The sequence below is a fragment of the Candidatus Poriferisodalis sp. genome (assembly GCF_965205175.1).
Taxonomy (GTDB): Bacteria; Actinomycetota; Acidimicrobiia; order Acidimicrobiales; family Poriferisodalaceae; genus Poriferisodalis.
This window is the reverse complement of the sequence record NZ_OZ242038.1, coordinates 161,732-174,941: the sequence shown is the minus strand read 5'-3', so window position 1 is coordinate 174,941 and position 13,210 is coordinate 161,732. Positions and strand designations below refer to the sequence as shown.

At 68.9% G+C, this 13,210-nt stretch carries 14 protein-coding genes; 12 read left to right on the top strand and 2 right to left on the bottom strand.

The features are described 5' to 3' along the window. The first annotated feature begins 30 nt into the window (after nucleotides 1–30). Together ACOGI4_RS00785 and ACOGI4_RS00780 are read left to right on the top strand one after the other, a co-directional pair. Nucleotides 31–681 (top strand): 5' nucleotidase, NT5C type, encoded by a 651-nt coding sequence (locus ACOGI4_RS00785; protein ID WP_419842056.1) that lies wholly within the window; start codon nucleotides 31–33, stop codon nucleotides 679–681. Continuing rightward, on the top strand, nucleotides 678–1,472 hold the full coding sequence (locus tag ACOGI4_RS00780) for an NUDIX hydrolase (RefSeq protein WP_419842055.1): 795 nt from the start codon (nucleotides 678–680) through the stop codon (nucleotides 1,470–1,472). The genes ACOGI4_RS00785 and ACOGI4_RS00780 overlap by 4 nt, the downstream gene beginning before the upstream one ends. Nucleotides 1,473–1,522: 50 nt before the next feature. Here ACOGI4_RS00780 and ACOGI4_RS00775 read toward each other — a convergent pair whose 3' ends face one another. Both ACOGI4_RS00775 and ACOGI4_RS00770 read right to left on the bottom strand, forming a co-directional pair. After that, a complete protein-coding gene (locus tag ACOGI4_RS00775; RefSeq protein ID WP_419842054.1) occupies nucleotides 1,523–2,743 on the bottom strand; it encodes a hypothetical protein in 1,221 nt (406 codons plus the stop codon). A gap of 101 nt (nucleotides 2,744–2,844) precedes the next feature. Next, nucleotides 2,845–4,056 carry a hypothetical protein gene (locus tag ACOGI4_RS00770; protein ID WP_419842053.1) on the bottom strand — a complete coding sequence of 404 codons (1,212 nt, stop codon included), beginning with the start codon at nucleotides 4,054–4,056 and terminating at the stop codon, nucleotides 2,845–2,847. On the opposite strand from ACOGI4_RS00770, the gene cysS reads away from it, so the two are divergent. The 10 genes from cysS (at nucleotide 4,050) to ACOGI4_RS00720 (ending at nucleotide 13,205) form a co-directional block, all read left to right on the top strand. Continuing rightward, complete coding sequence (gene cysS, locus ACOGI4_RS00765) at nucleotides 4,050–5,255, top strand: cysteine--tRNA ligase (protein WP_419842052.1); 1,206 nt, start codon at nucleotides 4,050–4,052, stop codon at nucleotides 5,253–5,255. The two genes, ACOGI4_RS00770 and cysS, sit on opposite strands and share 7 nt — an antisense overlap. Next, the gene (locus ACOGI4_RS00760) at nucleotides 5,252–6,022 is read left to right on the top strand and encodes a ParA family protein (RefSeq protein ID WP_419842051.1); all 771 of its coding nucleotides are present in this window, start codon (nucleotides 5,252–5,254) and stop codon (nucleotides 6,020–6,022) included. Before cysS ends, ACOGI4_RS00760 begins: the two co-directional genes overlap by 4 nt. 140 nt (nucleotides 6,023–6,162) lie before the next feature. Further along, entirely contained in the window at nucleotides 6,163–6,483 is a 321-nt protein-coding gene (locus ACOGI4_RS00755; protein WP_419842050.1) for a hypothetical protein, read from the top strand. Further along, nucleotides 6,447–7,436: a RecB family exonuclease gene (locus ACOGI4_RS00750; protein ID WP_419842049.1), complete on the top strand. Its 990-nt coding sequence runs from the start codon at nucleotides 6,447–6,449 to the stop codon at nucleotides 7,434–7,436. Before ACOGI4_RS00755 ends, ACOGI4_RS00750 begins: the two co-directional genes overlap by 37 nt. A 72-nt stretch (nucleotides 7,437–7,508) precedes the next feature. Continuing rightward, nucleotides 7,509–8,333 carry an enoyl-CoA hydratase/isomerase family protein gene (locus ACOGI4_RS00745; protein WP_419842048.1) on the top strand — a complete coding sequence of 275 codons (825 nt, stop codon included), beginning with the start codon at nucleotides 7,509–7,511 and terminating at the stop codon, nucleotides 8,331–8,333. A gap of 21 nt (nucleotides 8,334–8,354) precedes the next feature. Further along, nucleotides 8,355–9,263, top strand: coding sequence for a bifunctional DNA-formamidopyrimidine glycosylase/DNA-(apurinic or apyrimidinic site) lyase (gene mutM / locus ACOGI4_RS00740; protein ID WP_419842047.1), 909 nt, complete (start codon nucleotides 8,355–8,357; stop codon nucleotides 9,261–9,263). 133 nt (nucleotides 9,264–9,396) lie between these two features. Beyond that, the gene (locus ACOGI4_RS00735) at nucleotides 9,397–10,023 is read left to right on the top strand and encodes an NfeD family protein (RefSeq protein ID WP_419842046.1); all 627 of its coding nucleotides are present in this window, start codon (nucleotides 9,397–9,399) and stop codon (nucleotides 10,021–10,023) included. Then, nucleotides 10,023–10,976, top strand: coding sequence for an SPFH domain-containing protein (locus ACOGI4_RS00730; RefSeq protein ID WP_419842045.1), 954 nt, complete (start codon nucleotides 10,023–10,025; stop codon nucleotides 10,974–10,976). The genes ACOGI4_RS00735 and ACOGI4_RS00730 overlap by 1 nt, the downstream gene beginning before the upstream one ends. A gap of 35 nt (nucleotides 10,977–11,011) precedes the next feature. Then, entirely contained in the window at nucleotides 11,012–11,953 is a 942-nt protein-coding gene (locus ACOGI4_RS00725; RefSeq protein WP_419842044.1) for a P1 family peptidase, read from the top strand. Between the two features lie 49 nt (nucleotides 11,954–12,002). After that, complete coding sequence (locus ACOGI4_RS00720; protein WP_419842043.1) at nucleotides 12,003–13,205, top strand: acyl-CoA dehydrogenase family protein; 1,203 nt, start codon at nucleotides 12,003–12,005, stop codon at nucleotides 13,203–13,205. Nucleotides 13,206–13,210: the final 5 nt, after the last annotated feature.

Below are 13,210 nucleotides of genomic sequence, written 5' to 3'. Positions count from 1 at the left end.
GCGAGGCAGGTGTGCCGTTAGGTTGCGGGCGTGCCCGAGTTCGTGCTGGCTGTGGACCTCGACGGGGTGTGCGCACAGCACACGGAGGCATTTCGCCGGGTCGTGGCCCGCGAGCGCAACGTCAGCGAGGACGCGCTGCCGCTCGTGCGCAACTGGAACTTCACGGAGTGGGGGCTCAACGACGGGGAGTTCGAGGAACTGCACCGCATCGCTGTGCTGGACTACCGCATGTTTCGCGACATCGAGCCGATGCCGGACTGCTCGGAAGCGCTGTGGCGACTGTCGGACGCCGGCGTGTGGATCCGGCTGGTGACCCACCGTCTCTACACCAACTGGGGCCACCGCGTGACCGTCAGCGACACCGTGGACTGGCTGGACCGCCACCGCATTCCCTATCGGGACATCTGTTTCTTGGCCGACAAGTCCGTGGTGAATGCCGACGCGCACATCGAGGACGCTCCGCACAACATCGACGCGATTCGAGCGGCAGGCGGCCATGCGATCGTGTACGACCAGCCGTACAACGCGCATGTTGAGTCCCCACGCGTGCATGACTGGGTCGAGGCGGAGGAGATGATCGTGCAACTGATGGCTGCGGCCGGCAATGCTGTGGCGCGGCCGCTGCCAGGCATCGACGCAGGCTCGGGTCGGCTCCAGCGCAGGACACTGGACAGCGCATGAGCGAACCCATCGATGTGGCGCTGGTCGATGCTGCGACCGTCGTCGTGGTGCGCGACGGCGAGCCGGCGGCATCGCCGGGGCACGGATTCGAGCGCGCAGCGAGCGACGCCGCGGCGCACTTGGAGGTGCTCATGCTTCGGCGAAACTCGCGCGGGTTCTTCGGCGGCATGTGGGTGTTCCCCGGCGGCCGTGTGGACCCGCCGGACCGTGACGTGCCCGGTGATGTGGTCGGGCCCTGCGACCCTCGGACTGGCTTCGCACACTCCAACGACGCACGCGGGTATCGCACGGCCGCGATCCGTGAGGCCCGGGAGGAAGCAGGCATCGACCTGTCCGGCTGCGAGCTGACCCATTTCGCCCACTGGCTGCCGCCGCAGATACGCGCCAAGCGCTTCTCCACGCATTTCTTCATCTGCGAGGCGCCCGCCGATCTGGGCCAGGTTCATGTCGACGGCAGTGAGATCCTCGACTTCGCCTGGGTCTCGCCGGCGGCTGCGCTGAAGCGGCGAGCCGCCGGCGACATCGAATTCGTCACTCCCACCTTCGTCACGCTCACGTGGCTGTCGGGTTTCGGTGCCAGCGCCGATGCACTCGCCTCGGTCGACGCGCACACGTGCTTCCACACAGCAATCATCCCGTCGCCAGAGCCCGACCCGGGCAATGTCGCCGTGTACGTCGGCGACGCTGCCTATCCCGACGGCGACCTCGACGCGCCAGGCCCTCGCCGTCGCTGCGCCATGGTGCGTTCTGGCTGGCGCTGGGAGGAACACGACGGCAACGTCACCGGCTGAGATCTCGCTCCACGACGCCCGTCGCCCGCGAGTCCGGCGTCGAGCGTCGGTCAGTTGCGGTGCCCGCGGAACCGCGCGAAGCGACGCTTGGGCGCCTCCGGCGGTGCCGGCAATGACGGCCAGGCCGCCGACAGCTCCAGCTGTCCGGTGCGGCGCACCTCTTCGAGCTCGTCGTGGGTGTACGGCGTCGGCCGCGGGTCGAGCGCCCGGTAGCGGGCCTCGGCACTCGGGAAGTTCTCTGGGGTGATCAGCTGGGGGATCAAGGCGCACGGCGACCAGTCGGCGCGTGGGCCGAGATAGAGGTAGCCGTCGGCCACATCGCGCAACCGCAGCGAGGCATCGGTGCCGTCGAGCGAGCCTCGTACCTCCGTCATCGCGACGCTGCCGAGCGTGGAGGCCGCCAAGTCCAAGCCGAAGCGGAGTTCGGCGCCGGCCCGTCCTTCCGGCGAGTGCGAGATCAGCTCCTCGGCCCGCTGCGTGGCTGCGGTGTCGGCCACTGCACCGTGGAAGACGACCCGACGGCAGCCGTCGCCCATCCAGCGCCACAGCAGATTGCCTGCCGATGCGGTCGGCACGCCGTCAGCCCACTCCACGAGGCGGGTCGTGGTGGCGGCGATGTTCATGTACACGAGCGCCCGCTCGCCCTTGCGCAGCACCTCTGAGGTGAGCACGCCGGCTGCATGAACGGCCGATATGTCCCGGTAGTGCCCGCCGAGCGACCAGTTCCGCAGCTCCAGTTCGGCGGCGGAGCGGCCGTCGAGCAGGTCCGGGTCCTCGACGTAGGTGGGCAGGCCGAGCGCGACCACTCGGATGGGCCGACGGTCCGCCTCGCGACGGCGTTCCGCGTCGTTGTGCTGCCAGACCGCGTGCAGCACGTCGGCGTACTCCTGGTAGCCGAAACCGACGCCGAGCAAGTCGACGAACAGATCCGCGCACGCACGGTCGTCCCAGTCGGGTGCGTCGATCAGTGCATCGAGTTCGGCTTGGCGACGCGAGTTCGTGAACTCCCAAGCGAAGTTGGCGACCCCGTTGTCAGCCAGCTCGGCCAGCGCATCCGCCAGCAGCAGCACGTGCTGGCGCACGCCGATCTGGTCGCCGAGCAGCACGATTTGGTGACGGCCGCAGAGATCCCCCAAGTAGTCGACCGGTGAGCGGAGCCCGGCGGCGGGCTGCGCTTCGGCGGCCTGCTCGTCGTCTGTGTTCGCGTCGACTGGCTGCGCCGTGTCGGCCGGCTTGCGGGAGGCATTGGCATCGGCAGTATCGGGCGGCACCGTCGGAGAGTCTGCCTGCCGCCAAGCCGCGTCAAGTCTCTAGCCCGAATCCGCGTCCAGGCAGCGTCCTGAACCCCCGCCGCCGCGACAGCGCTCTGGGCTCAGAGCACCTGGGTCCAGGCCAGTTCTGCCGCTGCAGCCGATTCGGACACCGCCGCTGCGAAGTCGCGGGCCGTTGACCGGCCGTCTCGCAGCGCCGGGTCGATGGCGTAGCGCCGAGCGCTGTCCACGTAGGCAGCGGGCACCGGCTCAGCTAGTGGCGTGGGAGCGCGTCGTTGGTAGTCCGGTTCGAGGTAGACCCAGCCGGTGGCGAGTCCGCTGAGCGGAACGCGATCGAGGCTCGTCGAGCACCCGAGCCGTGCCGGCGGGCCGCGGTCGGTGTCGAAGGCGAGCGGAACCGCCAAGTCGTCGTGCAGGGCGAACGTCGCATCCACAGCGCCGTCTGCGACCAAGGCGTAGTCGCCCAGCTCGCCGTCGGCGGGAAGCGGCTCGTGGATCAGCACGGTGACCGCGCGGTCCGCCACGGCTTCGTACACACGGTTCCCCGCGCCGACGACTTGACCACCGACGATCTCCGCGTCGAAGGCGTCCCACAGCCTGTGCGGCAGCCGCTTTGCTCGTGTCATTGCGTGGGCGGTGCGTGTGAGCACGAGCGCCCGATGCCCTGGTTCGATGACCTCGGCAAGCAGAACGTCGCACATGTGTGCCGACACTGGCCCGCGACTGCGCAGATGCGGCCAAGCGTAGGACGTGCGCAGGTCCGCCGTGTCGGTGACGGCGTCCATGTCCAGGTCGTAGTCGAGTCCCAGCACACGCATCGGTGTCCCGCTGCCGACGTAGCGATGGTTGACTTCCCAGACCGCGCCGAGCACGTCGAGGTACTCGCGGTAGGCGAAGTGGTGACGGATGCCCCAGCGCAGCAGTGCGTCCCGTGCGAGGTGCTCATCGAAGCCGGCGCCGGTGACCACGGCGTCGAGACGTGCCTGGTCGTCGACGCACGCGTACTCGATGCCCACGATGCGCACACCGGCACCGAACGCCGCCGCGACGAGATCCTGCAGGAACAGCCCGGCGCGGCGGGTGGGCGTATGGTGGCCGACGAACACGATCTGGTGGCGTTCGAAGAGCCGGCTCACGTAGCTGTGCGGGTCGGTGCCGTGCGTGCGCAGCCATGCGGCGAGCTCGTCGATGAGCGCGCGTTGGATCGGCGGCAGTTCACGCCGATTGCGGTACAGGGCAATCCGCTCGAGCAGTGCGCGATCGCTTCCACGCTTGTCCACCTGCTCCGACAGTACCGTGTCCGGCTGTGGCATTGCGCCTCTATGACACCGCGCACAAGACCGTCATGGACCTGGAACTCGGCGAGCATGTCGGCATGTACGTCTGCGGCATCACCCCCTATGACGCCACCCACCTCGGCCACGCTGCGACCTACCTCGCCTACGATCTGATCATTCGCCGTCTCGAGGACGCCGGGCACACCGTGACGCTCGTGCGCAACTACACCGACGTGGACGACAGCATCCTGCCCAAGGCGGCCGAACTCGGTGAGCATTACCTGTCTTTGGCCGAGAAGGAGATCGCGCGCTTCGAGGCAGACATGGCGGCCCTGGGGGCGCGGCCGCCGGCACACGAGCCGCGGGCGACCCGCTCCATCGATGCCATGGTCACGATGATCGCCACCCTGCTCGACGCCGGCCATGCGTACATCTGCGCTGACCGGGTCTTGTTCGACGTGTCGACCTTTCCCGAGTTCGGGAAGTTGTCCGGCTACGGCGCCGACCGCATGGTCGAGCTGGCCGCCGAGCGCGGCGGAACTCCCGATGATCGCAGCCAGCGCAATCCGCTCGACTTCGTGTTGTGGCAGGCCAGCGCGCCCGGCGAACCCTCATGGCCGTCCCCGTTCGGCCCCGGTCGTCCTGGCTGGCATATCGAATGCTCTGCAATGAGCCATGCAGCGCTGGGCGAGACCATCGACATTCACGGCGGCGGCAGCGATCTGGTGTTTCCCCATCACGAATGCGAGATCGCCCAGAGCGAGACGATTCACCGAGCGCCGCTGGCCCGCTACTGGGTCCACGCGGGTCTCGTCTCCTATCGGGGGCACAAGATGTCCAAGTCGCTCGGCAACTTGGTCTTCATCTCGGATCTGCGCGCTCGTATCGATCCCAGAGCGATCCGGCTGGCGCTGATGGCGCATCACTACCGCACCGAATGGGAGTGGTTCGATTCGGAGGGGCTTGCAGCCCAGCGCGACCTGGCCACGCTGGTGGGAGCAGCCGCCGGTGCTTCGCCTGCTGCTGGATCCAACGTCGGCACCGGCGGCTTGCTCGCAGCGATGCGGGCAGTGCTCGACGACGACCTCGACGCGCCGGCGGCCCGCAGCGCACTGCTCGAAGCCGCAGCAGCGGCCGAACGCGGTGCCGCGGGCGCCACCCTGCGAGGCGAGTTGGCGGCCGCAGCGCAACTCTGCGGCATCGACCTGTCCCGGCCTGCAGGACGTGTGAGTTGACGACGCTGGCAGTGGTCAACCAGAAGGGCGGTGTGGGCAAGACCACGGTGGTGCTCGGCCTCGCGGAGGCTGCCTGCGCCGCGGGACGCAGCGTCTTGGTGGTGGACTTGGATCCGCAGGCCAACGCCTCTGCAGGACTCGGCTTGTGGAACGCTTCGCCCAACGTGGACGACGCACTGCGCGAGGCAGCACCGGGCGCGCTGCTCGCCACGGTTCGTGATGCTCGCTGGCCCGACGACGGGCCGTGCCCGCAGCTGGCGCCAGGCAACTACGCGCTGGCAAGCCGGGAGCCGCAGATGGCCGCTGACGTGGTGGGTGCGCAGGATCGGCTGCGCATCGCCCTCGCCGGCGCGAGCCACGATCTCATCCTGATCGACTGCCCCCCATCGCTCGGGCTGCTGTGCGTCAACGCGCTGTTCGCAGCCGACCGGGCCGTCGTGGTGACCGAGCCGGCGGCTTGGTCCGCCGACGGCGTGGACCTCATGCGGTCGGCCATTGCGCGCGTCGCGCAGCGCCAGGGCACGCCCACCGTGGCGGGCATCGTGGTGAATCGGGTCGGGCGCACCCGAGACCACGCGTATTGGTCCGAGCAGCTCGCTGAGCGCTTCGGCGCCGAGCAGCTGCCGCCCATCCCGCAGCGAGCAGCCATCGCCGAAGCCGGCGGGCAGTCGCTGCCGTTGCGGGCGCTGGGCCGACGGCCGGGCGCGCCTGAAGCAGCCAGAGCATTCGACGACCTGTGGGCCGAACTGTCAAGCAGAGTGATCTGAGGCCGCGAGCTGCGTCACGGGGCCGGGCGACCGAATGCGGAACGAGAACCACGAGACCAAGTGCCAACAACGCGCAGCCAGGCACGCGCTTGACGCAGACAGAGAACCGAGGCGGGCGCAGTACGCTCGCTGGTTCGCCTATGGCCAACTACGACGCAAACCGACCGCGGCCGAGCATCGACGAGGCCGCAGCGCTGCCCGGCGACCTGCCGTCGGCTGATATCGCGCCGAATATTCCTGAGCGCGCCGAACACCCTGAACACACGGAAGCCCCTGAACAAGGTGCCGACTCCGAGGCAGACCCGCCGCCTGCGCCCGCCTCGCGCCTGTTGCCGCGGCGGACCGAACCCGTCGACCGCCGCCTGCTCGCCGCCCTCGGCGGAGCTGTCGCCGTCGGCTGGCTGATCGCGGCCGCTGTGGGCTGGTGGCTGTGGCGTCGCTGGCGCGGCTGCCACGGCTGAACACCATCCGCGCCCGCACCGGCCTCATGGGCCACCCTGTGGCAGTGGAACGCGACGATGTCGGCATGGATTCGAGCTTCGAATCGGGCGCGGCATCGGCCAGCTCGAAATTGCCGGAAGCCAGCCCAGCAAGCACTCAAACTCCTTTGCCGCGGAGCCTGAGCCCGTCCAGTGCATCGACATTCCGGCAGTGCGCCCGGCGCTGGAAGTTCCGCTACATCGACAAGCTGCCGGACCCGCCGGGGGAACCGGCACTGCGGGGCACCTTCGTGCATCAGGTGCTGGAAGAGCTGCTGGCGCTGGTGCCCCCGCAGCGCACGCTCGAACGCGCCCGCGCCATCTGCCGTGAGCTGTGGCCTCAGACGGCGGCGAACACCCACTTTGCGGCACTCGCGTTGGACGAGACACGCCAGCGCGCGTTTCGCTGGAATGCCTGGGCCGACGTCGAGGGCTACTTCACGCTCGAGAATCCAGCAGCAGTCGACGTGGTGGGTTGCGAACGGCGTGTCCAAGCGTCGCTGGACGGTGTGCCGTTCCGAGGCGTCGTGGATCTGGTCGACCACACACCGGAGGGCCTGCGCGTCACCGACTACAAGACCGGCCGCGCCCCGCCACGGCGCTTCGTCGACAACCGCCTCTCCCAAGTGTGGCTGTATGCGGCCGCGCTCGACTCATCGGGTGAAGACGTGAGCAGTGTGCGGCTGTTGTACCTGGGGGAGACTGGCGCCGGCCGCGACCGCCGCAGGCCGACCGCAGTCTCCCGTGCAGTCGACGCTGACGCTGTGTGCTCCGCAGTCGAGGAGCATCGCGTCACCTGGGACCGGATCACGCAGGCTCTCACAGACAGCCAGTTCGAGCCGAGTCCAGGGCCGCTGTGCAGCTGGTGCCCCTACCGCGACGACTGCCCTGAAGGCCAAGCTGAGCATCAGCGCAGGACTGCCGTCGCTGCGTGATCTCGCCGCCGAGCACGCCGGAGACGCTGCGGCCATGCTGTAGCCAGGTCCAGCGAACCGGGGAGCAACGACATGAGCAGCCACATGAGCGGGTCCGACTACGAGCAGATCACGGTGGCCGACCACGAAGAGGTTCGCGCGTTGACGCTGAACCGGCCCGAGAAGCTGAATGCGTGGACGCCGCGCATGCACGCAGAGCTGACACACGCGCTGAAGGCCGGCAATGACGATCCGTCGATCGGGGCGTTCGTGGTCACCGGCGCGGGACGCGGATTCTGCGCCGGCGCCGACATCAGCGAGGTCTTCGCAGCTCGCATCGACGCCGCCGACGCATCCGCCGACAGCGTGGGGCGGACAGCAGCGAGCGACGATGCCGCCGCGGACGACTGGGTCAGCCTCTTGCGCCGTTCCAAGCCCATCGTGGCCGCCATCAACGGCGCCTCCATCGGCGTCGGCCTCACACTCGTGCTCTCGATGGACTTCCTGGTCGCCCACAGCGAGGCGAAGCTGTCGTGCCGCTTCGTGAAGATGGGCGTGACGCCGGAGCTGGCGTCGTCGCACCTGCTGGTCCAGCGCTGCGGCTGGGGCGCCGCGTCGGACCTTGCATTGTCGGGCCGGATCGTCACCGGCGCCGAGGCAGGCGCCATCGGCCTCGTCGACGAGGTGACCGACGGCGATGTGCTGGAAGCGGCGCTGGAGCGGGCGCGCAGCTATGCGGAGAACCCGCCCACGATGCTGCAGCTGACCAAGCAGCTCTTGACCGAGAACGGCTCCGACACCGACCTGCGCGCCGTCCAGCGGCGCGAGCTGGAGGCGCTGAACCTTGCCCGCGCCTCCAGCGATCACCGCGAAGCCGTAGCGGCGTTCCTGGAGAAGCGCCCGCCCGTGTTCCGTTAGGCCAGATGCGGCGCCGCCCCGTTGCCTGAGCTGCCCGAAGTCGAAGTTGTCCGCCGTCAGCTGACCGAGCCGCTCGTCGGGCATCGGATCACCGAGGCATGGGCACACCCTTCGCACAAGTTCGCCGCCGCAGCCGATGCGATCGGCAGCGAGATCACGGCGTTGCGGCGACGTGGCAAGTACCTGATAGCCGAGCTGAACTGCGGACGAGACTTGATCGTGCATCTCGGCATGACCGGGCGGCTGTGCTTCGCGCAGGCGGACGAGGTGCCCTGCAACGAAGCGCCGCCTCCTGGCCCGCGGACGTCGCACTCGCAGGTGTCGCGCCCGATGGACGCATCAGCTGCTGAGGTCATGGCAGCGGCCGCGGTCCACGCTGCCGGCCCGTACGTGCGCGCGTGGTGGCGCCTCGACGACCACGAGGTGCTCTGCTTCAGTGACGTGCGTCGGTTCGGGCGCATCGCCGTGTGCGATCGAGGCGACTACCGGGAGCTGCCCACGCTGGCTGCGATGGGTCCTGAGCCGCTGGACTCGCGCTTGGACGCGGACACGTTCTGGCAGGCGAGCAGACGATCTAGCCAGCGCATCAAGACGCAGCTGCTGAACCAGCGACTGGTCGCCGGCATCGGCAACATCTATGCCGATGAGGCGCTGTTCCTGGCGCGCATCAACCCGTCGGCCCGGGCAGTCTCGAAGCCGCGGGCCGCACGCTTGCTCTGTGCGCTGCGCGAGGTGCTCGTCGCCAGTATCGAGCGGGGCGGCAGCACGCTGCGCGACTACTACAGCCTCGAAGGCGCAGGGGCCAATCAGCACTACTTCGTCTGCTACGGCCGCGCCGGCGAACCGTGCGCGCGATGCGGTGCCGAGCTGCGTCGCCGAGTGCTGGACCAGCGTTCCAGCACGTGGTGCCCGCGCTGTCAACGCCGATGAGGGCTGCCAGCGCCGCTGAGGCAGCAGCCGGCTCGTCGGGGCAGGCATACTTGTGCTGGTGCTGACTTGCACTAGTACCGACTAGCACCGCTACCGACCCGGACCGGGTCTGAGCATGCACGCGGAGGTTCGTGTGGAGAACGAACTGTGGCGTTGGGTCTGGGTCGCGGCGGCGATGCTGATGGGTCTCGGGGAGATCTTCACCGCTGGGTTCTTTCTGCTGCCGTTCGGGATCGGTGCGGCGTTGGCCGCGGCTGCGGCGTGGCTGGACCTCCACGGCGCTGTCCAGTGGCTGCTCTTCTTCGGCGGCACCGCTGTTTCCATGCTGGTGCTGCGACGGTTCATGGGGAACCAGGACCGTCCAGACGACCTTCCCGTCGGCGCGAATCGCTACATCGGCATGCATGCGCGGGCCGTTGAGGTCATCGACACCGTGAACAACACCGGCCGAGTGCGGGTGGAGTCCGACGAATGGCGTGCCGTGTGCGACACGGAACGGATTGACGAGGGCTCGCTGGTGCGCGTCGTCGCTCTGGCCGGCACGAAGCTGCGGGTCGAATTCGTCGAGCCGCCCCCCGACGACTACCAGCGTCGTGACGCCACGGCCGCGGACCCGCCGGCGGCAGCGCCGCAAGTTCCCGGCCCCCGTGCCCACGACCAGGATGGCGAGAGCACCGCGAGCAGCAGCGAAACCGGCGCTGGTCGATCAGCAGCCGGCAGCGACCAGACCGGCGAGACCACGCCGCCAAGGAGCCAGTGATGGACAACGTCAGCCCCGGAGTGATTCTCCTGGCAATCATCGCGCTGGCGATCTTCGTGATCGCTGCCAAGGGTCTGCGCATCGTGCGTCCCTACGAACAGGGTCTCGTGGAGTCGCTGGGCAAGTACCGCAACACGGTCGAACCGGGCCTGCGCTTCGTGATCCCGTTCGTACAACGCATTCTGAAGGTGGACATGCGCGAGCAGGTGGTGGACGTGCCGCCGCAGGAGGTCATCACCAAGGACAACGTGGCGGTCACGGTGGACGCCGTCATCTACTACGAGCCCACCGACCCGGTGAAGCTGAAGTACGCCGTCGGGAACTTCATCATTGCGGTGACCAAGCTGGCTCAGACCAACCTGCGCAACGTGATCGGCGACCTCCAGCTCGACGATGCGCTGGTGTCGCGCGAGGTGATCAACTCCAAGCTGCGGCAGATTCTCGACGACGCGACCGACAAGTGGGGCACTCGCGTCGTCCGTGTGGAGATTCAGCGGATCGAGCCGCCGCCCGACGTGACCCAGGCGATGCACCGCCAGATGAAGGCCGAGCGGGACCGGCGCGCTGTGGTGACCGAGGCCGAGGGTGAGAAGCGCGCCGCGATCTTGCAGGCAGAGGGTGTGAAGCAGTCGCAAATCCTGCGAGCCGAGGGCGAGGCCGAAGCCATCAAGCGCGTGGCCGATGCCGACAAGTACCAGAAGCTCACGGTCGCCGAGGGCGAAGGTCAGGCGATCGAGCGGGTGTTTGCGGCGATCCACAACGGCGACCCCACCGACGACCTCATCGCCATCAAGTACCTCGAAGCGCTGCAAGGCGTCGCGAACGGCCAGGCCACCAAGATCTTCCTGCCGCTGGACACCAGCGGCGTGCTGGGCGCCGTGGCAGCCATGGGCGAGATGTTCCGCGACCGCGCCGGGACCGCCTCAGGCGGAGGCGCCCAGCCCGAGGGGTAGCCGCCGGGTCGTCACGCGCCGGACCGGACTGAGCCATGGCGTTGGGGTTGCCGTCGGTGTTGGCCGGCTCGTGGACCGACGACGAAGCCGGCACCGGCGTGACCGTGGTGCTGCCGCCGCCGGGCACGCTGGGCGCCGTTGCCGTGCGGGGCGGTGCGCCGGGCACGCGGGAAGCCGCCGCGCTGAGCTCGACCGGTGCAGGTGTCGAATGCCACGGCGTGGTGCTGTGCGGCAACAGCGTCTTCGGCTTGGCCGCGGCTGACGGCGTGGTGCGGTGGTGCGCACAGGCCGGTCGCGGGCTAGACATCCGCGGCAGCATCGTTCCCGTGGTGGGCGCTGCGGTGGTCTACGACATCGCTTCGCCGCACAGCCGCCGGCCGACCGCCGAGGCCGGCTGGGCGGCGTGCGAAGCTGCGAGCGCTGACGAGCTGCCTACCGGCAGGGTCGGCGTCGGGCGGGGCTGCACGATCGGCAAGGTCGCCGGCCCCGACTTTGCCGTTCCCGGCGGAATGGGCACTGCGGTCGAACGCTCCGGCGATGTCGTCGTCGGCGCCGTGGTAGCGGTGAACGCGCTGGGTGACGTCATCGCTGCGGACGGAACGGTGCTCGCCGGCTGCAGCGCGCCGCGCAGCGCCCAGCGCTATCCCTACGCGGCGATCGACGCGATACCGGGCTTCGGCGGGCGCAGCAACGACGAGCAGCAGCGCCGCGGCAATACGCAGCAGTGCAGCGAGCGAACCAACACGACCATCGGCTGTCTGGTCACCAACGCGACGCTGACCAAGCCAGAGGCGTGCCGTGCGGCCGACTTGTCCCACACCGGCATCGCCCGTGCCGTCGAGCCTCCCCACACGAACTTCGACGGCGACGCACTTTTCCTGCTGGCCACCGGCGAGGTGACGACTCAGCTGGACTTGGTAGCGACGCTCGGGGCGCGGGCTGTGGCGTCGGCCATCCGGTCTGCTGTCGCTGCCTGAGCCGTCCGCGACGCCTCTGCACACTGAGGCGCCTCACTAGGGTCGGCGCATGGACTTCGACTGGCCCGACGCCTCAGACCCGCGCCGAGTTGCCGTGCGCGACTGGCTGGACGAACACGACGGCAAGCCCAGCCAGGAGGCCCTCGCACATGCCGGCTACGTGGCACCTCACTGGCCGAAGCCCTACGGTCTCGACGCCGATCCGATCACGCAGTTGCTCATCGACGAGGAGCTGGCCGCAGCGGGTGTGAAGCGGCTCGCGGGCGGCATCGGCTTGGGCTGGGCGGGTCCCACCATCCTCTACGCCGGAACCGATGCGCAAAAGGAGCGCTACCTGTGGCCGATTCTCACCGGCCAGGAAGTGTGGTGCCAGCTGTTCTCTGAGCCCGACAGCGGCTCAGACCTCGCGAATCTGGCCACCCGGGCCGTGCGCGACGGCGACCGCTACATCGTGAACGGTTCGAAGATCTGGTCCTCCGGCGCACACCGCAGCGCGTTCGGCATCCTCATTGCACGCACCGATCCCGACGTGCCCAAGCATCGTGGCGTCTCCTACTTCATCTGTCCGATGGACTCGCCCGGCCTCGAGCTGCGTCCGATTATCGACATGACCACCGCGTACTCGTTCAACCAGACGTTCTTCACCGACGTGGAGCTGCCGGTTGCCAATCGCATCGGCGAGGAGAACGACGGCTGGCGGCTGGCCAAGATCACGCTCGGCAACGAGCGGGTGTCGCTGTCAGGCGAGGGCGCGTTGTGGGGCAGCGGACCCAGTGCCGTCGATCTGCTCGACGTGGTTCGCGGCGCGGGCGGCGTGGCCGATCCGGTGCTGCGCGACCGTGCTGCGCGGCTGCACATCGAGGGAGAAGTGCTGCGCCTCATCCGGTTGAGGACGCTGAGCGCCAGGCTGCACGGTCGCCAGCCGGGTCCCGAGGCCAGCGTGCGCAAGGCGTTGGCCGACGATCACGGCCAGCACGTGATGAGCTTGGCGAAAGACCTCGCCGGTGCCCATGGCCTGCTGGCAGACTCCGGTCCGCTCGGCACCTCGCCGCAGTTCCCGAAGACGCAAGCCGTGGTGGAGGGCTGGAACGGTTGGCACGGCGGTTACCTGTTCAGCCCGGCGCTCACCATCGGCGGCGGCACCGCAGAAGTGCAGCGAAACATCATCGCCGAACGCGTGCTAGGCCTGCCGCACGACGTCGACGTCATGTCCGGCAAAACCTGGGCCGAATCCCGCACCGCCCCCGCCTGAGCGAG

Bases quoted from the DNA above. Each gene is read 5' to 3' on its own strand.
- ACOGI4_RS00780 (WP_419842055.1), top strand. From the start codon at position 678: ATGAGCGAACCCATCGATGTGGCGCTGGTCGATGCTGCGACCGTCGTC.
- ACOGI4_RS00730 (WP_419842045.1), top strand. From the start codon at position 10,023: ATGGACAACGTCAGCCCCGGAGTGATTCTCCTGGCAATCATCGCGCTG.
- ACOGI4_RS00770 (WP_419842053.1), bottom strand. From the start codon at position 4,056: ATGCCACAGCCGGACACGGTACTGTCGGAGCAGGTGGACAAGCGTGGA.
- ACOGI4_RS00720 (WP_419842043.1), top strand. From the start codon at position 12,003: ATGGACTTCGACTGGCCCGACGCCTCAGACCCGCGCCGAGTTGCCGTG.
- ACOGI4_RS00725 (WP_419842044.1), top strand. From the start codon at position 11,012: ATGGCGTTGGGGTTGCCGTCGGTGTTGGCCGGCTCGTGGACCGACGAC.
- ACOGI4_RS00755 (WP_419842050.1), top strand. From the start codon at position 6,163: ATGGCCAACTACGACGCAAACCGACCGCGGCCGAGCATCGACGAGGCC.
- ACOGI4_RS00745 (WP_419842048.1), top strand. From the start codon at position 7,509: ATGAGCAGCCACATGAGCGGGTCCGACTACGAGCAGATCACGGTGGCC.